General features: G+C 58.9%; 17 protein-coding genes and 3 pseudogenes. 8 read left to right on the top strand and 12 right to left on the bottom strand.

Annotated features, from left to right (window positions below; genetic code table 11):
* Positions 1-249: 249 nt before the first annotated feature.
* The 5 genes from C487_RS18780 (at position 250) to C487_RS18760 (ending at position 5616) form a co-directional block, all read left to right on the top strand.
* Entirely contained in the window at positions 250-2190 is a 1941-nt protein-coding gene (locus C487_RS18780; protein WP_083864678.1) for an archaea-specific SMC-related protein, read from the top strand.
* A gap of 261 nt (positions 2191-2451) precedes the next feature.
* On the top strand, positions 2452-3129 hold the full coding sequence (locus tag C487_RS18775) for a potassium channel family protein (protein ID WP_006187432.1): 678 nt from the start codon (positions 2452-2454) through the stop codon (positions 3127-3129).
* A gap of 145 nt (positions 3130-3274) precedes the next feature.
* Complete coding sequence (locus C487_RS18770) at positions 3275-3607, top strand: DUF211 domain-containing protein (protein ID WP_006187431.1); 333 nt, start codon at positions 3275-3277, stop codon at positions 3605-3607.
* Between the two features lie 97 nt (positions 3608-3704).
* On the top strand, positions 3705-4325 hold the full coding sequence (gene rdfA / locus C487_RS18765; RefSeq protein WP_006187430.1) for a rod-determining factor RdfA: 621 nt from the start codon (positions 3705-3707) through the stop codon (positions 4323-4325).
* A 277-nt stretch (positions 4326-4602) separates the two neighbouring features.
* Positions 4603-5616, top strand: coding sequence for a DHH family phosphoesterase (locus tag C487_RS18760; protein ID WP_006187429.1), 1014 nt, complete (start codon positions 4603-4605; stop codon positions 5614-5616).
* 32 nt (positions 5617-5648) lie between these two features.
* Here C487_RS18760 and C487_RS18755 read toward each other — a convergent pair whose 3' ends face one another.
* From C487_RS18755 to C487_RS18710, 11 genes and pseudogenes are all read right to left on the bottom strand, one after another.
* Entirely contained in the window at positions 5649-6206 is a 558-nt protein-coding gene (locus C487_RS18755; RefSeq protein WP_152422548.1) for a hypothetical protein, read from the bottom strand.
* A 171-nt stretch (positions 6207-6377) separates the two neighbouring features.
* Positions 6378-7457 (bottom strand): DUF7556 family protein, encoded by a 1080-nt coding sequence (locus C487_RS20865; RefSeq protein ID WP_006187427.1) that lies wholly within the window; start codon positions 7455-7457, stop codon positions 6378-6380.
* A 74-nt stretch (positions 7458-7531) separates the two neighbouring features.
* Entirely contained in the window at positions 7532-7891 is a 360-nt protein-coding gene (locus C487_RS18745) for a hypothetical protein (RefSeq protein ID WP_006187426.1), read from the bottom strand.
* 397 nt (positions 7892-8288) lie between these two features.
* On the bottom strand, positions 8289-9104 hold the full coding sequence (locus C487_RS18740) for a universal stress protein (RefSeq protein WP_006187425.1): 816 nt from the start codon (positions 9102-9104) through the stop codon (positions 8289-8291).
* 45 nt (positions 9105-9149) lie between these two features.
* Entirely contained in the window at positions 9150-9725 is a 576-nt protein-coding gene (locus C487_RS18735; protein WP_006187424.1) for a potassium-transporting ATPase subunit C, read from the bottom strand.
* Complete coding sequence (gene kdpB, locus C487_RS18730) at positions 9725-11869, bottom strand: potassium-transporting ATPase subunit KdpB (protein WP_006187423.1); 2145 nt, start codon at positions 11867-11869, stop codon at positions 9725-9727. The genes C487_RS18735 and kdpB overlap by 1 nt, the downstream gene beginning before the upstream one ends.
* A gap of 1 nt (position 11870) precedes the next feature.
* Positions 11871-13640: a potassium-transporting ATPase subunit KdpA gene (gene kdpA / locus C487_RS18725; RefSeq protein WP_006187422.1), complete on the bottom strand. Its 1770-nt coding sequence runs from the start codon at positions 13638-13640 to the stop codon at positions 11871-11873.
* 1 nt (position 13641) lies between these two features.
* Complete coding sequence (locus C487_RS19910) at positions 13642-13731, bottom strand: potassium-transporting ATPase subunit F (RefSeq protein WP_083864676.1); 90 nt, start codon at positions 13729-13731, stop codon at positions 13642-13644.
* A gap of 329 nt (positions 13732-14060) precedes the next feature.
* Entirely contained in the window at positions 14061-14447 is a 387-nt protein-coding gene (locus C487_RS18720) for a hypothetical protein (RefSeq protein ID WP_006187421.1), read from the bottom strand.
* Between the two features lie 523 nt (positions 14448-14970).
* Positions 14971-16517: pseudogene (locus C487_RS18715) on the bottom strand (TrkH family potassium uptake protein).
* Positions 16514-17185 carry a potassium channel family protein gene (locus C487_RS18710; protein WP_049908289.1) on the bottom strand — a complete coding sequence of 224 codons (672 nt, stop codon included), beginning with the start codon at positions 17183-17185 and terminating at the stop codon, positions 16514-16516. Before C487_RS18710 ends, C487_RS18715 begins: the two are co-directional and overlap by 4 nt.
* A 655-nt stretch (positions 17186-17840) precedes the next feature.
* On the opposite strand from C487_RS18710, the pseudogene C487_RS19905 reads away from it, so the two are divergent.
* Both C487_RS19905 and C487_RS18705 read left to right on the top strand, forming a co-directional pair.
* A pseudogene (locus tag C487_RS19905) lies at positions 17841-18463 on the top strand (IS6 family transposase).
* A 698-nt stretch (positions 18464-19161) separates the two neighbouring features.
* The gene (locus tag C487_RS18705; RefSeq protein WP_006187419.1) at positions 19162-19995 is read left to right on the top strand and encodes an HpcH/HpaI aldolase/citrate lyase family protein; all 834 of its coding nucleotides are present in this window, start codon (positions 19162-19164) and stop codon (positions 19993-19995) included.
* A 30-nt stretch (positions 19996-20025) separates the two neighbouring features.
* Here C487_RS18705 and C487_RS22125 read toward each other — a convergent pair.
* Positions 20026-22383 (bottom strand): annotated as a pseudogene (locus C487_RS22125) (AMP-binding protein).
* Positions 22384-22490: 107 nt separating this feature from the next.
* Here C487_RS22125 and C487_RS18690 point away from each other — a divergent pair.
* Complete coding sequence (locus tag C487_RS18690) at positions 22491-23213, top strand: class I SAM-dependent methyltransferase (protein WP_006187418.1); 723 nt, start codon at positions 22491-22493, stop codon at positions 23211-23213.
* The last annotated feature ends 4 nt before the right edge of the window (positions 23214-23217 follow it).

Raw genomic sequence — 23217 nt, 5'->3', positions numbered from 1 at the left:
AGTATCAAAAAATGTGAATTTCATTTAATTATATTATAAATATTAGGCTGGGAGTTATTTCAGTCACCACGAGCGGTAACAGATGAACCGCACCTCCAATCCTTTGCCCGTTGGCGTAACTCAACTAACGAAACACGATGTATTGATAAGCAGATCATATATTTTGTCCGTAGTGTACGCTGTACACTTCCGTACGTGAGATGAAGGAAACCACGGGATACTATACTCCGCAGCAATTATACGCTAGCAATGGACCAACACGCTGCAGTTGAACCGGCACGTCTCCGAGTGGAAAACGTGGGAGGTATCGACGAATGCGAAGTCGAGTTCTCTCCCGGAGTTACGGTTCTGACAGGGCGAAACGCAACCAATCGAACATCCCTTCTAAAGGCGTTGAATAGTGTACTGGGCGGATCGGCAGCGACGTTGAAGAGCGATGCGGATGCGGGCAGTGTCGAGTTACAACTCGGCGAAACGAAATATTATAGACGATTCACGAGACGGAACGGGTCGGTCTCGGTCGACGGGGATCCCTTTACCGAAAACACCGACCTCGTCGACCTCTTTGCCGCGCTTCTCGAATCGAACCCAGCACGACGTGCGATCGATCAAGGAAGCAACCTTCGGGATATTATTATGCGTCCTGTGGATACCGAAGCGATCGAACAACGGATCAACGAACTTGAGCAAGAACGATCACGGCTCGGCAATCGCATCGCAGAGTTGTCCGAGGAAATCGAACACTTGCCCGCGCTCGAAGAGCGCCGAACGAAACTCCAGTCCGAACTCGCGGACTTGGACGACGAGATTCGTGATCTCCGCAAAACCGTCGATGAGCACGAACTCGACCCTGCCAATGCCGATGCCGCGAGGGAGGCCGTCACCGAACTCGAGGAAGTACGCCACGAACTCCAGCGGAAACGAGAACAAGCCGAGACACAGCGTGACAGTCTCAACGCGCTTCGAGAGGAACGGACCGAACTCCAGGACGAACTCTCGGAGTTGAAGGAAAAAACCCAGTCATTTTCCGATATTGACGATCGTCTGGATCGCCTCCAAACCAAAGAACGGTCACTCTCCGATACGATCTCCGACCTCTCCGCGATCGTTGAGTTCAATCAGAGCATTCTCTCCGGCGACATGAATCCGGTAACTCCGGACGAGGAACGGAAGGTGACTGCGAAACTCGATCCCGCAAGCGAATCCGTCGAGTGCTGGACGTGTGGGAGAACGGTCGAGAGAAACACGCTCGAGGAGAAACTCGACGAACTTCGAACGGTCGTCTCCGAGAAACACCAAGACCACCAGGAGATCACGGACGAGATCGAACAACTCCGACAGCAGCGAACGAAGCGGACGGAACACGAACAGCGACTGACATCGATCCGGCAGTCACTCACGGAAGTCGAGAGCGAAATCGAGCGCCAGGAAACGAAGTTACAGTCCCTCGAAGCGACGATCGAGGACCTGGCCGACGAGCAGGACGTCGCTCGAGAGCGCGTCGAGCGGACCGAAGAACTCCGGGACAGCGATCTCCTGGATTCGTACGAACGGTTGAGCCAACTGGAATACGAACGCGGGCAGCGGGAAACGGAACTCCGTGACGTAGCGGAGGAGATCGACCGACTCGAGGAACTGAAACAGGAAACTGCTCATCTCAAGGCCCAACAAGACGAAGTTCGCGACGAGCTCGAGTCCCAGCGCACGCAGATCACCGACCTCGAAACGGAGGCGATCGACGCGTTCAACGAACACATGAACGCCGTTCTCGAGTTGCTAGGATACGAGAACATCGAGCGAGTGTGGATTCAGCGCAAGGAGGGAGCGGAGTTTCACTCGAGTCGCGGGGGTTACCGCGGTGGCTCCGTGACGAAATTCGACCTCAACGTGGTTCGCGAGACCGAAACCGGGTCGGTGTACGAGGATTCGATCGAGAATTTCAGCGAGAGCGAACGCAACGTCGTGGGACTCGTCGTTGCGCTCGCTGGCTATCTCGTTCACGACGTGCATCAAGTGGTGCCAATGATGTCGCTCGATTCGCTCGAAGCGATCGATTCGGAACGGATCGCCGCGCTCGTCGATTACTTCAGCGACTATTCACCGTACTTGCTCGTGGCCCTACTACCGGAAGACGCGGCGGCGCTCGATGACACCTATACGCGGCTTCCGGCCGATCGCCTCTCTCCCTGACAGTGGGTCGAGCCTGTTTCCCCGTCGGCAGGATCACAGCGTCCCGCCATTCCTTTACAATACATTGTTCGTAAAGATCACCCCGAAACGTCCCGGCAACGGAACGACAGGACACGCTGGAATGCGATTTCGTGTATACCCCTACCATTCGGGTCCTCGGGCGGGCTGAGAAGAAACTCCCGGTAGTGCCGACGGACACACCCGTGACGACGATCAGGGTATGCCGTAACACCTATTGCTGATTGTCAGACACGTAATCATATGCGCATCATCATCGTCGGAGCCGGACGTACAGGGAGTGCCGTCATTGACCTGGCGACGGTAGACGGACACGATGTCGTCGTGATCGACGACGATCCCGATGTCATCGAAGCAGTCAGAAAGAAATTCGACTGTGACGTTCTCAATGCCGATGCGACTTCGTTCGATGTCCTCGAGAACGCGGGCGCGTCGAACGCGGACGCGGCTATCGCGACGACCTCCGACGACTCGACTAATCTCATGGTCACGATGCTCGCCGATAAACTCGGTGTCGAATCGTTGGTCTGTTCGGTCAACGATCCGGATAACATCGATGTGTTTCGCGAACTCGGCGTGAACATCGTCGAAAGTCCCCACGAACTCAATGGACGGTATCTCTATCGCGCGGTCCAACGGCCGGCGATCAAGGACTTCATGGAAGTCGGCGGCGGTGCGGAGGTGTTCGAAATCACGGTCTCGAAGGACGCGCCGATCACCGGGCGGACGCTCATCGAGGCGGATAGCGAGGGACTACTTCCCGAGGATACGATTCTGGTCGCGATCCAACGCGACGACGGACTACATATCCCTCGCGGCCAAACGAAAGTACTCGAAGGCGACTTGCTCACTGTCTTTTCGAGCGACGGAGCGACCGCTGAGATCGTGTCCCCGTTCACTGACGCGAGACCGGAACCATGACCGCTGGTCTATTTTCGGTCGCAAAATCCGCCAGATCCGTCTTCCGAACCCCCCACCTCATCGCAGACGAAACGCAGCCTGAACAGCGGAATCACACCCGAGCGTCGTGAGCACGTACGTGAAACAATCGGGTTGACCAAGGTGCATGGCCGGAATTAGACGCCTTGAACTGGCAGTACTGCTGCCCCAAAGCGAGACGATTGTCGAGTTCACACAACAGCTTACGGAGTCGACGGGAATCGGAGCAGTCACCACCAGTCTGCTACACGCGGAGCAGCGGGTTTGCTTCATCGCGGTCACGATCGAAGGCCACGATGTCGAGTACGAGAGCCTCCGCGACCGGATTCGAGAACGCGGTGGTGTCGCCCACGAATCCCTCGAAGTCAGCTATGGATCGCCCGTTCCCGAACCGAACGACAGTTACAACGTCGATCTCGAGTGGAAGGCCATCGAACACGAGCACGAACTCGAGCCGTGAAGTAGGATGGGACTGGGGGTTCAGCCCGCAGTCGATCAGTGGGGAGGGTTGTTGTAATCCCTCTAGCTTTTGGTCTCGTGCCCGCTAGCTGTATCTAATGAGTCAAGACGCAACACCCGACTGTTGTAAAGTCGGCCGGACGATCACCAGCTACGACCTCTTCGACTTCAACGCGGAACTACAGCGTCGGAGAACGACGGGCAGTAGTCTGCGAGGGTTGGCCGAATTCACGAACACACGCGTCGTCGAACGGGCACTCGAGGAGGCAAGCGTCGACCTCATCGGCGATCCGGCCGACATCTACGAGACGCTCACTGCTGACGAAATTCGACCGAGTCAGCGGAAGGGACTCGAATCGAAACTGCGACAACAGGATGTCGACGTGGAGCAACTCCGATCTGATTTCGTCTCTCACCAGACCATAAAGACGCATCTCAACGAGTGTCTTGAGATAGACACGAGTCGCGCTTCGACCGTCGACTTCGAGCGCGAACGCGGGACGATCGAATGGTCACAGGCGCGGTGTGAAAAGGTGATTACACAGTCGATCGACCGGTTACAGCAAGCCAACGAACTCCAAACCGGATCGCTCCACATCACACAGACGGTCCGTGTCACGTGTGCCGATTGCAATCGAACGTATAAGCTAAACGATCTTCTCGAGGAGCAGACGTGTGACTGTTACGACCGGGCGCGTCTCGGTAACAATACCGATTGAGCGACCCACGGCTAAAGCCTGGGTTTTCTTTTGGCTGTCGTATACTCCTGAAATCGTCCTCCGTACGCGGTCGATGGACCGTGGCCCTGCTGTATACTCGTCCAACCGGAATTCTCTTTATCTTCCCTCGTATGTCGTGTGATAATGAACGCTCACGAGTGGACTCGCGTCTTAGTGTCGATCCGACGATGACGGCGAAAACGGCGCATATCGCGACACGGATGATGGCGATGCGATTCGATCGATCGATCAATTCGATCTCCGACGCATGTCCGTTATGAGACGCGATTTCCAGTCGGATCCAGAGCAACTTCGTTCCGTTCTCCAGCGAACCGAGTCACTGCTGATCGTCTGCCACGACAACCCCGATCCCGATTCGATCGCGAGTGCGTTCGGATTACAGCGTGCTGCGGAGTTCGTCGGTGTTGATCGCATTGCGATCACGTTCGGCGGGGAAATATCCCACCAGCAGAATCGGGCAATGATCAACACGCTCAATATCGACCTGCACCACTTTGACGCCGTCTCTCTCGACGAGTTCGATCGACTCGCGTTCGTCGATCACAGCGTTCCGGGTCGAAACAATCCCATCCCCTCGGACACAGAGTTGGATATCGTTCTCGATCATCACGCTGTCGATGACGTTTCGGCTACGTACGTCGATCATCGGCCGGGCGTTGGCGCGACTGCGACGATCGTTTCGCGTTCTCTCTCCGCACTCCCGTTCGAGCCCGACGAACGGCTCGCAACGGCGCTTTTGTTCGCCATCCATCGGGAGACACTCGGATTCACACGCGGGACAACACCGGCCGAACACGAGATGGCCAGATATATTCATCCGATCGCGGATCACGATACGATCCAGACCTTACTGGACTCGGTTTTCACACCCGAGACGCTCAGCGGTATCGGCGAGGCGATCATCAACCGGGAAGTCCGTGGCTCCTGTCTCGTCTCGACCGTCGGCCGGACGACCGAACGCGATACCCTACCGCAGGCTGCGGACTATCTCCTGAAGTTAGAGGGCGTGAGTACGACGGTGGTATCCGGCATCGTCGACGATACCGCTCACCTCAGTGCCAGAACCAGAAACCCGCAGTTGGATATCGGATCGTTGATGACCGAGACGTTCGACGACATCGGGAGCGCTGGCGGACACAGCGAGATGGCAGGCGGACAGGTTCCACTCGGCCTGTTCGCCGCCAACCATTCGAACACCGATATCATCGACGAGATGACAGTCGAAGCAGTCCGTACACGAGTCTTCGACGCACTCGAAGAGTGGACGTAGACGATCGAGTTTCGACCTTGCGTGCCGACGGGTTATGGGAGCAGCCACACGACCCCGACGACGGCGATACCGGCTGTGATCGTCTGCGCACCGAGCACGAATTCGGACTCCTCGAGCAGTGAGCCGATGGTTGCTCCTGCTCCGAACAGTAACGTCAGTCCGATCAGGACAACGAGGCCGATCGCTCCCCGTATCCCGAAGAGCACTCCGTCGAGTGTATAGGGCCACGTCGTCGCTCCGATGCCGGCGAGGGTACCAAGAGCACGGATCGGTCCGATCCAGCCGGGACGGATACTGGCCTCCGCCGTCTCACGGAGTTGATCGGAGTGGGACGGAGCCTGTCGGTTCGGTTCCAGATCGTCGCCGACTGGCGAGCAGGCCGTCCAGAGGTGGCCGATAGCGAGGCCCGTTGCGACGGCGAGTCCGAGTCGAACGGCTCCCCGTCCGGTCAGTGGCCCTGCAGTCGTATAGAACCCGATAGCGAAACCGACGCCCGTGAGGAGACCGTGGACGCTCGCCGTGACGAACACGTATCGTCCGAACGGGTGCCTGTGTGCGACTGTGAACGGCTCGAACATGGATGGGCTCATCTGTTCCTCACGTCATCTGGCATCGCTCGTTCGGTGCCGAACGGATCTACCACACTCGAACGTCGGATTGTGGGACCGTTTCGAACGGCTATCCGACCGCGAGTATTACTCGCGGTCGGTAGCACATCGCTGGAGTTGTCCGTTCCGATTCCGCTACTCGAGTCGGCAGCGCTACTGGAAGTCATGTGCGGTGTAACTATCCGAGACAGGTGCTGAAACCCATGCATCATCCGTCGACGTGTCAGCGATGACGAACAGTGGTCCTGTCGCCGCCTCATCGACTGCACCCATGATTTCCGACTCGGTTCGGTCATCGCTGGACGCATTCCGAAGGATAGCAATAATCTCGACATGAGCTCGTTCGGCTTCGCGTCTCACGCCATCGATAACGGTTTTCGGACCGACGACTGCATCGTAGTCACCGTCACGTAATATCGCCCCAAGTTCGTCGGTCAGTGATGTCGCCGTAGTCATGTGCCGGACGTACTGTGAGAGCGCCGTCCGTTCGATCTCCTGGGGCCGACACGCAGTGTCATCTCGGTAGACGATATCGAGCGACGCCCTGTACTTGTGGGCGATCCCCCGACCGACGTTCGTGGCCAGTGGGACGTTCGCGAGTGGTTCGTCGACGGCGAGCAGCAGACGGTCCGGTTGCGATTGTGCTGAGACTAACTCGACTCCGTGGCCGCCGAGACGCGGGACATAGACCGGATCGTCCGCACGGGTCGAACTGGACACGATTACGTCACACGGGATGTGTTTCGAAGCGTTGTCGCGGGCAGGTCTGCCAGCTATTGGCATTCGGTGTCGCAAGATGATCTTCCCGACCGACTGATGCCTCTCGAGCGCGTCGATCGCCGTCTCGACTCGAGGTGCGACGAGTAAACTGGCCGTCACGGAGCGAAACTCGGGCGGGAGTTCCGCGACGACCTGCTCGAGTCGACGGCATTCGGGCTGAAGGTCAACCACCGAGCCAACGGTATCGACAGCGGTGGGGCGACCACACTCTGATCGGCTCCGGGTGCAGATCCCGACGAGGACGATGGGCTCGCGTCGTTCGATTGCGATCGCACTCGCGACTCGAAGCTGCCGAAGGGTCGCCGCTTCGTCGAGGGATTCGTCGATGGGGACCGGGACGACGATCCGGGATAAATCGTCGCGCCAGCCGAACGCCGTCTCCGGCAGTTGGTGATCGGCGGACTGTCTCGGACTGATACTCTCGATCGGGATCGAACGAGTATTGGTACTCATCGTCGTGTCTCAGTAGTTGATCAGTTTCGTCGGTGTTTCTCGTGACGATGCGTCGTGGCTTGGGCCTGTGGAAGTCATACCGGTTGTTCGTGCGGTCGGTACAGATCGCGTTTTGCAACGAGGTAAATCGCAGTGAGGGCCATGACCGTGACGACCGGAAGTGAGATCGGCGGGTGAACGGACGCACTGATCGCCCCGAGCACGGCGAGTCCGAGTCCGGCGTTCCACGCCCACGGTTTGAACTTCCAGAGTCCGACGGCGACGACCACGTAGCCGAGAGCCAACACGACGATCGTTCCGACTGGCACCAAGAGGTGTCGTGGAACTGCTCCCGTGGCAGCCAGATACAGGACGCTGCTGCTGTCGAGAAGGGCAATGATGACCCAAACGGTACAAATGACTTTGATACCGGTCGGTGGGGCTGAACGCTCCATACGGTTCCATTCAACCCGAACACAATAACTATTATGCGTCTTGCCGGCAGCAACGTCTCCGCTACAGAGGAGACGTCCTCCGACGGAGAGTACAGTTACCGGCCCGTTCTACGAGTCGAACTCGGCCCGATATTGAAGACCGCCGTCAGGCTATCGGTGCCGCCAAGGAGTTTACAATCTATTGAATGTAAAATAACGTTCCCTGTCACATAACGCTGGCGAGTTCCGACCGACTCGGACCGGATCCCATCCGCGATAAACGGAAATTGGGCTCTCCTACCGCTGGTCTTCTGTCGGAACGGGCAGCGGTATGGCGTTTCCCCTTCGATGAATCAGCCCGTCCGCCAGCGAGGGCGCGGTGTTGACGATCGCCCCGCGCACATGACCGGGCCGGCCGCTATTCAGGAGGAACCTCCCCCTGCCATTTGTGCATCAGCACCGAACACTGTGCTTCCGTGGCGATCTTGTCCGTTTTCCGTCCGAACAACGATTTCCTGAGCCACCACCCACGCGAGGTGCCAATGATCATGATGTCATGGCCGGTGGACAGCCGACCGAGTTCGGCGATGGCATCACTCGCTCTTGTGAGTTCGGTTTCGGCCTGCACGCCGTATTCGGCGAGTCGATCGACCGACTCCTCAAGGATGTCGCGCCCGGCTTGCTCGGAGCCGTCGCCGCCAGCGACGTAGGCAGTCGTCACCGACGCTCCGGTCCGCTGACTCATGATGGCGATCAGTTGCAGCCGACTCTCGTCCGGCGAGACGACCACTGGTACCAGTATCGACTCGATATCTGACGGGTCCCTGTCCGCACTGAAGACGATAACGTCGCAGTCCGCCTTTCGGAGCAGTTTGTCTACGAGACTCGAGACCGAGTCTTTGTTCGTCCAGCCGATCAGGATGGCATCCGCGTCGTACGCAGCCGCTTCTTCTAGGATGCCGCCGACCGCCGTTGAGCCGGTCCGGATCGTGCCGGTGCTCTCGATACCTTCCTCTCGGAGTGCATGTTGACTTTCCGCGACGCTTTCCGAGCCAGTGCGCCAGTTCTCCTGAGAGCTGACGAAACTCCGACCGGTCGTAACGTGAGTGAATCGAACGGTACCGATCCGCGGATCGACGAGCACACTCGAAAGTTCCGTGAGCATGTTCGGATCCGACTTGTCACCGACCGGGACGAGTACGTGTTCGTATCCAATGTGAGTCTTGGGTGTCATATGTGTGGGTCTAATCGTTCGGTCGCGATCCCGTGTGGTCGACCGCTAGTCTTCGAGTTCGTCATGGACCATGCGGTTGAGTTCGAGGACGTTTACCCGCTCGTGGCCGTATACTCCGAGCCATGGCTCCGCGGTCGCCTCGTCGATCATCCCGTACAGCCGGTCTTCGGAGATGCCGGTCTGATTGGCGACTCGAGGGACCTGATACTCGGCGGCCGCGGGTGAGATGTGTACGTCGTAGGCTGAGCCGGATTCGGCGACCAGATCAGCCGGGACCTCGTCATCCGGCGTCTCGTATCTCGAGATGTTTTCCAGCGTCGCACGAACGCGATCGGAGAGGGCGAGGTTCGTCGGCCCTAGATTTGCACTCCCCGAAGTCATCGCGTCGTAATCGGTCGACGACGGCCGCGACCAGAAGTACTCCGGGTCATCCGGGCCGAACTCCTGGCCGATCTGCTCGGAGCCGACGACAGTTCCGTTGTCGGTCACGGGACTCCCGGACGCCTGATGCGGGAAGACGGTCGCACCGATCGCCATCAGCGATCCCTGATAGACGAGTCCCAACAGCAGGAAACTCACGAGTAGGAGTCGCACCGAGACGGTGAGGTCGTCTCGGTTCATTATTGGAACACCCCCATAGCGACGAACAGGAGGTCGATACCTTTGATGAACACGAACGGTGCGATGAGACCGCCGAACCCGTAGACGACGAGGTTCTTCCGGAGCAGCGCGGAACCGCTCTGTGCCTCGTAGTCGACACCGCGAAGCGCGAGCGGGATGAGCAACGGAATGATGACAGCGTTGTACACCAGCGTCGCCACGACCGCGCTCTGTGGACTCGAGAGGTTTAAGATGTCCATGCCTGCGAGGCCGGGCAGTGCCGCCGCCAGTATCGCGGGCAGCAACACGAAGTACTTCGCGACATCGTTCGCAACGCTGAACGTTGTCAGCGCCCCGCGAGTCATCAGCAACTGCTTGCCGATCCCGACCACCTCGATGATCTTCGACGGATTCGAGTCGAGATCGACCATATTGCCGGCTTCTTTGGCGGCGTTCGTCCCCGCGTTCATCGCGAGTCCCACGTCCGCCTTCGCCAGCGCCGGGGCGTCGTTCGTCCCGTCGCCGGTCATGCCAACAAGCTTTCCTTCGGACTGTACTTCTTCGACCAGTTCGATCTTCTCTTCGGGGTCGAACTCGGCGTAGTGCCGGTCGATCCCGACCTGGTCAGCGACCCACTGCGCGGTTCGCGCGTTGTCGCCGGTCGCCATGATCGTCTCGACGCCCATTTTTTGAATCTCCGCGATCCGGTCCGCGATACCGGGCTTGAGTTCGTCCTGCAGTTCGATGATGCCGATGACCTCCCCGTCGACCGCGACGGCCAGCGGCGTACCACCACTCTCGCTGATACGGTTGGATACCTGTCGGAGCTTCCCGGGAACACTCGTGGCGTACGCTTCGACGGCATCGACTGCACCCTTTCGGACCTCGGTGCCGTCCGGAAGGTCGATCCCGCTCATCCGCGTCTCCGCGGAGAAGGGAACGAAGTCGTCTTCACTGAGTCGCTCACCTTCGAGGTCGGTCTCGACCCATCGGGGCGAGTCGATTGCCGCCCCGATATCGCCGGCGTCGCCGCCGTCGGCTCGAGCCTCTCCGTTCATCTTCTCGGCCAGTTCGATGATCGAGCGCCCTTCGGTCGTTTCGTCGTAGAGCGAGGACTGATAGCTCGCCCGAACGACCGCTTCGTCTGTCGTGTCGCCGAGCGCGTGGAACTCCTGTGCGACCCGTTCGCCGGTCGTGATGGTTCCTGTTTTGTCGAGGACGAGCGTATCGAGGTCGCCTGCGGCTTCGACGGCCCGACCGGACTTTGCGATCACGTTCCGTCGCGTCACGCGAGTCATCCCGGCCACGCGGATCGCTGCGAGCAACGCACCGATCGTCGTTGGCATGAGGGCAATGAGCAACGCGATGAGTTCCGCCACGTCGAGTCCGGAAAATCCAGTGACGAAACTCGCGAGATACTGCCCGAAGAAGTACATCGTACCGACTGCCACGACGAACACGAGCGTTAAGCCGGACAGGAGGATCGTCATCGCGATTTCGTTTGGCGTCTTCTGTCGCGTCGCGTCCTCGACGAGACCGATCATCTTATCGAGGAACGACTCGCCCGCTTCGGAGGTCACTTCGACCTTGATGCGGTCGGAGAGGACCTCCGTCCCCCCGACGACTGACGTTCGGTCGCCGCCGCTCTGCCGGATGACCGGGTCGGATTCACCGGTGATAGCCGACTCGTCGACGGACGCGCTGCCCTCGACGACCGTGCCGTCACGGGGAATCACATCACCTTCGTCGACGTAGACAATGTCACCCTGCTCAAGCGAGCCACCATCGACCGTTTCGTAGTCGTCGTCGGTGATGGCTTCGACGTCTACCCCTGTGTTCCGGAGTCGTTTCGCGTCCGTTTCGGTCTGTAATTCGCGAAGACTATCCGCGTGTGCCTCGCCCTCGAGTTCGGCGTACGCCTCCGCGTAGTTCGCAAACAGGACGGTCGCTGCAAGCAACACGGTGATAAGGCCGTAGTAGACCCTCGAACCGCCCGCATCGAACAGGGACGGGTACACCGTCAACAGCAACGCGATAACCGTCCCAACCTCGACCACGAACAGCACCGGGTTCTTTACCAGGTGTCGCGGATCGAGGCGTACTGCCGACTGCTTGATCGCCTCACGTTGTTGTGTCGTATCGATTGTTATCCGGATTTCGCTCATGTTACACTCCTCCGTTCAGGAAGACATCTGCACCACTGAAGAACTCGCCAATCGGACCGAACACCAGCGCCGGGAGGAACGTCAATGCACCGACGATGACGACGATTCCGATCAGCAGGACGAGGAACGCGGGGCTCTCCGTATCGAGCGATCCAATGCCCTCGGGACTGATCTTCTTCTCCGCGAGGTAGCCCGCGATCGCCAGTTGTGCTACGATCGGGACGTACCGCGCGAGCAATACCTGTAGTCCGTTGACGATGTTGTAATAGGGTGTATCGTCGGCAAGTCCCTCGAGACCGCTCCCGTTGTTCGCGGACGCCGAGAAGAACTCGTAGAGGATCTCGGAGAAACCACGGAACCCGGGGTTCGCGATCGCTTCAGTACCCAGCGACGACGTGACCGCATGTGCCTGTGGTATCAGTACGATGATCGGCAACCACAGAATCACCAGAAAGACGTATCGTATCTCCTGCCACTCCAACTTCTTGCCGAGGTACTGTGGTCGACGACCGATCATCAGCGCTCCGATGAAAGCGGTGACGATGACGAACATTAGGATGTTCAATAGCCCGGTCCCGACCCCGTTGCTGACGTTGTTTATCGCGAACGCGAACAGCAACGAGAACGTGCCCAGTGATGTCCAGCTATTGTGCATGCTGTTGACACCGCCGTTCGTCGTTGATGTCGTCGACAATCCCCAGATAGCGCTCCCGGTCGGACCGAAGCGGACTTCCTTGCTTTCCATATTGCCGACCGATTGGTCGACGGTCAGGCCATTGGATTCGACATCCATTGCCGGGTTCGCGCCCGTTTCACCGGCGATACCGACGCCGGCAAGGGCTGCGAAAATGAGGAAGAACGCCGCGACGAGAACGATCCCGTGGGTTCGCTTGCCGACCCATGCACCCCACGCATAGATGCCGGCGAACGTCCCGACCGGCATCGCCAACGTCAACACGAGGTTACTGAACGGCGTCGGATTCTCGAATGCCGTCGACGCGTTCGCGGCGTTGATCCCACCACCGTTCGTCCCGAACATCTTGATCGCCTCGATACCCGCGTGCGGACCGACGCGGATGTTCTGGATCCCCATCGTTAGCGTCTCCGCGGTCATCTGGCCGCTCAGGATGGTCTGTACGGCTCCCTGTGATATCAGGAGAACCGCGATGAAGGCCGAGATGGGAAGCAGGAACCGCACGGTTCCCTTGACGACGTTCACGTAGAAGTTACCCAACAACGGGTTCTCCTCGTTGTTGAATGCTCGAGCGAACGCGGGCATCAACCCGAGCCCGGTCGCCGGCGTCAGGAACATCGTGATACCGATCGCGAACGTGTGCGTGAACACCGACAGCGATTCGCCGCCGTAGTGTTGCTGGTTCGTGTTCGAGGTGAACGAACTCGCCGTGTGGAACGCGAGATCCCAGCTCTGGCCGTCGACGCCGACGTAGTTCATCGGCAAACCGTCCTGGAAGAACAGTACAACGTACAGCCAGACCCAGATCACGGCGTTGAACAGCACCACTGCCGCCGCGAATTGTTTCCAGTTCATCTCTCGAGTGGGGGTGATTCCAGCCACTCGATAGATGAAGCCCTCGATGCGTCCGAAGATTCCATCGAGCCGCTCCAGCCATTCGAAGTGTCTGGGGAGCGTGTGCGTGCTGTGCGCCTCGTCGCGGTAGATCCAGGCCAGGTACTCGCCGACCACGTAGATGAGGACGGCGGCGAGCCCGAAGAAGACCGCGTACTCAAGCAGTGGATGTGGGTTCGCCATGCTAGAACCTCGTCGGATAGAGCAGTACGTACGTGAGATACACTATCACGCCGATCGTTACGACTGCCAACAGCAGTTGTCCGATTGCCATGCGAGAGTGGGTGGTTGCTTAGGAGGACAAAAAGGTACCGGGACGAACCCAAATTTTTACAACACTTGTTTTGTAAAGTGTTGTTATATTTTCAGCACATACGAATAGAAGAAAATTGGGACGAGAACGAGCTTTACGGAATATACTTTGTAAAAATTAGATGTGTCTCAATCGCTCGCGTCATCCACGAGTCGTTTCCGTCGATAGTACAGCGATAAACTGCTATCGGACCGGCGCTCGACGACGAGAACGGGGTTTCTGGCCCGTTCTCGGACCGGACGTTCGACTGATCACCATCGGAACACTCGACGTCAGAGTCACCCCTGTCGTTACTCATCAATCGGCGAGCCGACGTACTCGATCAGTTCGGGGAGGTCGTCGCCGTATTCGCGATCCGCTCGAGCAGTCCCGGACGGAACGAAGTGACGGATATCGAGGCGAACATCGGCGGCGACGGCGATCGCTCGCACGGTCTCCGCCGCGAGAATCGTGTTCGGGCCGTACGCAACTGCGAGTAAAACCGCGTCGGTCTCACCCGGCGAAAGACCGGCTGCCGCCTTCGCTCCGCCGTCGTCCCAGTCACTGTCGATGGTCTCCGTAATAATAGAACAGTCCGTCCCCTGACGTATTTTGTCGACCGCTCGACGGGACAGACGACCCCCGCTACTGGACCGCGAGTCCAGTGCGAGTACGATCGCAGTGCAGTCGTGCCTCAAGCAGGTCCAGCGACCGGTCCATGCAGGTGCTTGTCCGAGCGCAACAACGCCGCCAACTGGGACAGTCCCAACCGCGTCGGCTCGCGTACGGATCCCCGCGATCGTTTCTCGAGCGGTTTGCAGCCACTCCGGGATCGGCTCGCGGACCGTCGTTCCATCGATAGCCGTCGCCGGCGGGAGGGCAGCCTACATACCGACCAGCAGAATCGAGTCGTTCTGATCGAGACCAATCGGAACCGCAACTCGGTCTCGAGCGGTTTGAATCGAATGTCGCGAACCGTGCTGTGCGTCCGGCATGTCGGCCTGGACCTGCCCGTCGACGATTTCGATTCCGATCCGAGTTTCAGTGATCATAGTGATCGCTGTGGTCCAGCGCTGTCGCCGGAATGACCGCTGCTGATCGCTGGACCGTTCCATCAAATGATACAGAACCAATAAGAAAATTATCCCGCTGTGTCGGGTCTGAACACGGCACCGACGGCCGTTTCTCACATGCACCGACCGATGTAGTGATCCCAAGCGGTCAGCGGTAGAGATCGAACCGACGGAAAACCGCCCCGAGTAAGACGGCGACCGGAATGATTTCCAGTCTTCCGACCCACATATTGACGATCAGCATCGCTTTCGCCGTTTCAGGCATGGTTGGTCCGGTGATCCCGGAATCGAGGCCGACATTGCTCTGGGCGCTCATCACGTCGAAGGGAACGTATTCTAACGGATGCGTCGCTGAAGGACTCGCAAAAGGACGGCGATGCCGATCATAAGGAAGACGATCCACAGGAAGAACACGACCGCCGCTTCCGTGTACTCCCGCTCGATCTGGTCCCGGTCCAGCGTTCGTTTTCCGAGCTGGACGTGTCGTACCGCAGTATCAGGGACAAAGACGCTGCTGATCTGCCACAGTGTCCCCTTGACGAGCGTGATGACGCGGATGAGTTTGAGCCCGCTAACCGTCGAGCCGGCCGCCCCACCGGTGAGCATCCCGAGACACGTCACCAGCACCGGTCCCGCCGTCCAGACCCGTTCCGCTCCTGCACCGACCGTGGCCGTTCCGAAACCCGTGTTCGAGGTCGCGGAGACGAACTGGAACAGCGAGACGCGAAATGCCTCCTCGAGCGTGCTATACCTTCCGTTGAGCGCCAATACCGTGGTTAGTGCGAGCGAGCCGAGGCCGAACCAGAGGAACACCCATCGAGTCTGGAGATCCGCATAGAAGTTCCGTAACTCGCCTTTGACGATCAGGTAGTGAATCGGGAACGCGATACTCCCCACCACCATCACAGGAACGACCGCATACTCGATAAGTGGGCGGCCGTAGTGGCCGATTGAGTCGGCGTGGACGGAGAACCCTCCCGTTGCGATTCCGGTCATTCCGTGATTGATCGCATCCCACAACGGCATGCCGACGATGGCGAACAGCGCGATCGACGCAAGGGTCAGGCCGAGGTAGATCCGCCAGATTTCAATCACTGTATTGATGATACTTGGATGGGTCTTCTCGGACCGAGCCTCGCTCTCGTAGAGTGTCAGCGAACCGCTCCCCGGGCGTGCGAGAATGGCAACCGTGAGAACGATCACTCCGACGCCACCGATCCACTCGGTGAACGATCGCCACCAGTGTAGCGAACGGGGCAACTTCTCTTCGACTGCAGCCATCGTCAGGCCAGTTCCTGTAAACCCGCTTATACTCTCGAAAACCGCGTCGAGTGGGTCGAGGAAGATCATGGTTGTCTAGTCTGTCGGTGGCGTATTCGTCCACGCCGGCAACGGATCGAGGGAAATCGTCCACGCGATAAGCAGGAACGGTAACCCGCCGAGAACCCCGATCATCGCCCAGGCACCCGCCGCCGTAATCATCGCCTCGAGCTTTCGAGGCGACGGTCCGCCGACAAACCACCGTGCAAGACCGATACCGATCCCGGCCATTATCGCAGCCGAAACGGCGAACGCAGGCACGGCGTAGAATTCCCGGTTAACGATCGCAACCACGATCGAGACGACCGCCATGAGCGAAACAACCTGCAAGATCCGGCCGACGTCCCGACCGATCGTATCGTGTCGAACATTCATGTCGAATTGCCAGTGAATGCCGTGACAGCATCTGACAGTGTCGCATCGTCAGTGAATACTGTCACGTTGTCTCCTGCACGAACGGTCGTTTCCCCTCGTGGGGCCCGTATATCACCATTCCGTTGAAGCGCAACAACGAGACAGCCATCCGGAAGAACACCCGATTCGTGCGATTCATTGAGGATTTGACCGTTCATCGGTGCGTCTTGGCTGACAGTTAATTCCACGAGTTCGGTTTCGTCGTCGAGATCGATGAAATCACTCACACCGGGATAGCGAACGGAGTGATAGAGATATTCCGCAATGAGCCGTTGTGGATTCTCGATCAATGTGACACCGGTTTTTTCGAATACTGGTAGGTTTTCCGGATCGTGGACGACACTAACTAAGTTCGGAACACCGTGTTCCTGTGCGAGTAACATGACCATGATGTTCGTTGCACCGATATCTGTCGTACTAATAACCGCGTCTGCACGATCGATATCGGCGTCTTTCAGCACGCTATTGTTCGTTGCATCCCCGTTAAGCACGAGACAGTCGTGTTCCGAGGAGACGGCGGATGCACGTTGTGGGTCTTTTTCGATGACAACGACATTGTTTCGGTCCTTAACTGCCATATCTATCAGATTCGATCCAATACTGCCCGCACCAATGATAATTATATACATACTGTGTCACCCATGATTCGAAGCTGTGACTCGTGATTTCGACGTACTCGGTGCAGTGCCGAGACGAACACTTGCCCTTCGTTCGCGGAAGTTGGTTGATTCATCTCAGTCACGTCAGTAGCGTCCGCATCGACGCGGCACGCTTGGTGCTCTCAGACCTTGCCAGCGATGGCACGAGCGAGAGGGAGCGGAGTTCGCAATCGACTCCCTGCACAGTAGCGGATCACGACCCCGAACTCGCCCGCGCTGCCACTTTGCAAAGTGGACAGTCGTCCACAGGTTTTTAATTCATACTCATAAGCCTATCTAAACTCGCGACGGCGCTGTCCGTGTCGATTACCTCGGTTCACATCATGAAACGACCGTTTCCACGATGCGGTTGCAGATACGGTCCCAAACGGGCCGCGTTCGGAGGGCAGTATTCAGATAAGCTGACTCCATGCGAAGACGAATGATCACAACCACTCATCAACAGTTTTTGCGTTAGCGTTACCAAAACAGGTGAAATATGGTACAATTCATTATTTTATCCTTCTAAAAGATATGTTTGACACTGGTTCGGTTTCCATGACATTCGTATCTGAACTCGAGGCCGTATCGAGGACGCTGTTCACATAAGGTCTGAAAAGTGGGGCGATCAGAGTTTTAGGAGTTTATCCACGAATTCAGCCGCCTCACCGGCTCTGGTAGCGGCGTTCAACTAGATTTTGTGGAGCGAGAAGCGACATCGCACGAACTGATACGATTGAGTATCCAGTTCCATTTGCCAGAGCCATCACTTTCGAATACTGTTTTTCTTTGGAGAATTTCGGTGTCAAGTGTCGAGATCAACAGTCCATAATTGGGTACAGAAAGCCAATCTACAGTCAACAGACGAGAAACAATCGGACCACGTTGCGCTCGACGAAACGGAGATCCAACTCGACGATCAGCGCTACTGACTATATGCTGCTGTTGCTCCCGAAGCGAACGAATTTCCACACATCAAACTCTATTCTACGTACAACCGATCTTACTGAGATGTTTCTGAAGGAGAAACACGATGTCCAAGACTCCGTGTTTCTCATCGATTCAGCCTCATGGCTCAAAGCTGTACTCCATCATCTTGGACTCCGATTTTGATACGAAAAACATAGAACTCGGTACGCCGTCAAACATCCATCTCAAGTGATAAAACGGTGTACCTTTCCGTTTAGAAACTGTTTCAGAAACGCCGACCCAGCAACCGCTGAAACATGGTTGCAGAGCTACGCATACTGCTGGAACCAGCGAGTCTGAACAATGTTGTATCGAGAGCAAGCATCTTGAAGTGAGGCTGTTCTATCGACGAAAAACGCAGCGTCATCGGCATCGTGTGTCTCGCATAGTTCAGCGAAGAACGTGTGAGCGAAAACGTCTTTTCTCATTATAGTACTGTTTGTATAGAGAAAACAATTTATTTTAGAAGCGGCTGCGACGGATATCCAATATCGCTCAACATCAAGTTGGATCACTGTCTCGTCGACCGCAACGTGATCCGGGCTTCGTCCGTCTTCCGGCTGTAGATCGCCTTTGTGAGCCCAGTTGTGAACAATTGGATATGTTCATCCAATATTGAGCATTTCAAAAATAAAAATATTTAAAATTATAATTTATCATAGTGGAAAATGTGAAACTTCATCGTCAGTTTCGTAGTTGCTTCTCGCTCCACGAATCCAATCCGGTCAGGTGGATGTAACCGCTGAGACTACCGTCTTCCGGCATAGACACTCAGAAAACGCTACGCCTCATTCTTCGATCCTAATCTGAACACAGACCATAGTACTTGCCAGTCAGACTATTAAAATTAAACAAGCACATCCCATTATAGAGGTGTTATAATATTCTAACTAATTCTTTACCCAAGCGAACAGCGACCATCACGAACCCACCCGCTAATCGACTCGTCCGTTTCGGAAAACCGGACGGCTTAATCGGGAGACCTGCCAACGAATACTATGGTTCGTCGAAGCGTTTTGTTCTCGCCCGGTAACAAACCAGAGCTCATGCGGAAAGCGACCGAGAGCGAGGCCGATGTCGTCGTCTTCGACCTCGAGGACGCAGTTGCACCGGCGGACAAGCAGGATGCACGCGAGGCCGTCCGCGAAGTGCTCGCCGAGATCGACTTCGACTCTGAGCGGGAGATTTGCGTTCGTGTGAACCCGATCGGAACGTCGGCTGCCGCCGATCTCGAGGCGATCCTCCAGGGGACACCCCCGGACAGCCTGATGCTTCCGAAAACGGAGTCAGCCGCTGACATCCAAACGGCCGACCGGCTCCTCGCGGAACACGACGCTTCGATCCCGGTTCTGTCGCTCATCGAATCCGCAGCGGGCGTCCTCCGGGCCGATGCGATCGCAGCGGCCGATGCGACTGCTGCGCTGTTGTTCGGGGCCGAGGATCTCGCGGCCGATATCGGCGCGACGCGGACGAGCGAGGGAACGGAGGTGTTGTACGCCCGCGAACGGACCGTGCTCGCGGCCAGCGCCGCCGAGATCGACGCCATCGACATCGTCTATACCGACTACGCGGACACGGACGGCCTCCGCGAGGAGACGGCGTTCGCCGCACAGCTCGGGTACGACGGCAAAATGGCGATCCATCCCGATCAAGTGCCGGTCATCAACGACGCCTTCACGCCCAGTGACGAGGACATCGAGTGGGCGGAGCGCGTCCTCGATGCCCGCGATCGGACCGCTGCGGGCGTGTTCGAAGTCGACGGGGAAATGATCGATGCGCCACTCATCGCACAGGCCGAACGCATCCTCGAGCGCGCCGGACGGTCGACGTGACCGATCCGGGAGCGAAGCGACGCCCCGTTGTTACCGCGCGTCCCTGATCCCCGCGAGCGCGTCGGGATTCTCGATACTGCTCATGTCGCCCAGGTCCTCGCCGGTGTAGAGCGCCTCGACGGCACGCCGAACGATCTTGCCGGACTGCGTTTTGGGAAGTTGGTCGACGAACAGTACCTCTCGCGGGCGGAACGGCTTCCCGAGTTCTTCGCCGACCTGCGCGCGCAGTTCCTCGCGGAGGTCGTCGGTCTNCGAACAGTACCTCTCGCGGGCGGAACGGCTTCCCGAGTTCTTCGCCGACCTGCGCGCGCAGTTCCTCGCGGAGGTCGTCGGTCTCCTCGGAGCCGTCCTCGAGAACGACGTAGGCGACGACGGCGGTGCCGGTGGTGTCGTCGGGTGCGCCGATGGAGGCGGCCTGGGTGACGGCTTCGTGGTCGATGAGCGCACCCTCGACCTCGGCGGGGCCGACCTTGCGGCCGGCGACGTTGAGGGCGTCGTCGGCGCGGCCGTGGAGGAACCAGAAGCCGTCGTCGTCCGTCTGGGCCCAGTCGCCGTGGTCCCACAGNCGTTGAGGGCGTCGTCGGCGCGGCCGTGGAGGAACCAGAAGCCGTCGTCGTCCGTCTGGGCCCAGTCGCCGTGGTCCCACAGGTCGTCGAACGTCGACCAGTACTCCTCGAGATAGCGCTCGTCGCCCGACCACAGGGATTTGGTCATGGAGGGACAGGAGTCGCGGGCGACGAGATAGCCGCGTTCGGTGTCCGCTTTGACGGAGTTGCCCTCGCGGTCGACGATGTCGATGTCCATGCCGAGGCCGGGGCCGCCGNCAGGAGTCGCGGGCGACGAGATAGCCGCGTTCGGTGTCCGCTTTGACGGAGTTGCCCTCGCGGTCGACGATGTCGATGTCCATGCCGAGGCCGGGGCCGCCGAGCGTACAGGGTTTCAGCGGCTGGATGGGCAGGGGCATCAGGAAACAGCCACAGATCTCGGTGCCGCCGGAGATGTTGATGATCGGAGCCTCACCGTTGCCCACGTTCTCGTGGAACCAGTGCCAGGACTCGGGGTCCCAGGGCTCGCCCGTCGAGCCCAGAACGCGCAGCGAGGAGAGATCGTGGCCCTCGAGCCAGTCGTCGCCGTGTTTGCGTAGCGCGCGGATCGCGGTCGGCGAGATGCCGAACTGGGTGAGCTNCCCAGAACGCGCAGCGAGGAGAGATCGTGGCCCTCGAGCCAGTCGTCGCCGTGTTTGCGTAGCGCGCGGATCGCGGTCGGCGAGATGCCGAACTGGGTGAGCTTGTGGCGGTCGATCATGGACCAGAAGCGATCCGGCTCGGGGTAGTCGGGCGCGCCCTCGTACATGAAGACGGTGCCGCCGAACGTGTGGGTCCCGATCACCGTCCACGGCCCCATCATCCAGCCGATGTCCGACACCCAGAAGAACCGNTCCATCCCGAAGTGGACCTCCTTGGCGGGCTGAACGAGTGCGCCGGCGTGGGTGTGGACGATTCCCTTCGGCTTGCCGGTGGTGCCCGACGAGTACAGCAGCATCGATTCCTGTGCACTCGGGAACGACGTCGTCTCGTACGTGTCGTCCTGGGACGTGACGGCCTCGTGCCAGTGTTCGTCGCGACCCTCGTTCCAGGGAGTGTCCTCGGCCTCGGCGAGACCCAGTCGATCGTAGACGATAGTGGTGTCGACGTGGCCGACCGCTGCGATGGCCTCGTCGGCGGCCTCCTTGAGGCGGACCTCGCTCCCGCGGCGGTAGAAGCCGTCGGCGGTGAACAGGATCGAACACGCCGAGTCCGCGATCCGAGTCGCCGTCGCATCGACGCCGAACCCGGAGAAGATCGGCACCGCGATTGCACCGATCTTGAAACAGCCATAGAGGATCGAGATCACCTCTGGCACCATCGGCATGTAGAGACCGACGGTGTCACCAGTGCCGACGCCGCGTTCCTCGAGCGCGTTCGCGACCCGATTCGACTGGCGGTGAAGATCGTGGTAGGTAACCTCGCGAACCTCGCCGTCTTCGCCCTCCCAGAGGCAGGCAACGTCGTCACGCGTCTCGCTGTCGACCGCGTGACGGTCCACGACGTTGTGGGCGATGTTGAGTTCGCCGCCGGGGTACCAGTCGGTGAACTGTGGCCCCTCGCTGTCGTCTCTGACCTCGTCGTAGGTCTCGTCGAACTCGATCCCGAGGTAATCGATGATCTCGTCCCAGAACCACTCGACGCCGGATTCCGGAACGCCGTCGATGTCGGTCGTCGTTCGTTCGACGAGTACCTCGTAGTCGTCGATCCCGTACTCCTGCATGAACTGCCGGACGTTCGTCGATTCGACGAACTCCTGGCTCGGTTCGTGTGCGATGTCGTCGATCTCCGATAGCTCTGTCATTCGTCGTTTATTTCCGCAGTGGAACTGCTGGTTGGCGGGCGATACGTCGATGCGAGTGGCGTCGGCCGATGGGAACACGTATTCCCTCGCCGATCGTTGCCGGGCCTATGAAGGCCGTCGTCCGAGCGAACTTCGACGACAGCGTCACCGCCTACGACGCCTACGAGCAGCGAACCGGTCGGTTCACCGCACTCGCAGAGCTGCTGGCCGCCGAGTTGTCGGCTCGAGTCGACGGCCCGTTCGAGTCCGTCCTCGACGCCGGTGCCGGCACGGGCGCGAGTACACGCGTTTTCGCCGAGCGGGCACAGCGCACAGTCGCACTGGACATCAGCCGCGAGATGCTGCGTGAACTCGAGGCCGCGCCGCGGGTGCAGGCGGACTTCGATCACGTGCCGTTCGTCGACGGCTCGTTCGACGGCGTCGCGTTTACCGCGTCGCTCTTTCTCGGTCCCGAGCCGACGGTCGCAACGCGGGAAGCGGCCCGGGTCCTGCGTCCGGGCGGGGTCGTCGGTGCCGTCGCGCCGCTTGGCTGGGTCGACGCCGACGGAACGGACGTCTTCGCGGACCTCGAGCGGGAATCGCGATCGCCGACGGGTGCCGACGCGGTCAAGACGGCGCTCGCCGACGAGTTCACCGTCACGACGGGGACGTGGCGGTTCGCGACGACGGCCGCCGACGTGCGGCGGTTCCACGCGATTCCGGCGATGGCGGCGCGCCTCTACCCGAAACTCGCCGCCGAGGAGCGCGTCGCGACGGCGCGGGATCTGCTTGGCGGCCTCGAGGGTACCGTCGAACAGCGGTGGCGATGGATCGTCGGCGTCGTCGACTGATGGT

Origin of the sequence: Natrinema pallidum DSM 3751 (assembly GCF_000337615.1) — an archaeon.
GTDB lineage: Archaea > Halobacteriota > Halobacteria > Halobacteriales > Natrialbaceae > Natrinema > Natrinema pallidum.
This window is presented reverse-complemented; position numbering and strand designations above follow the sequence as displayed.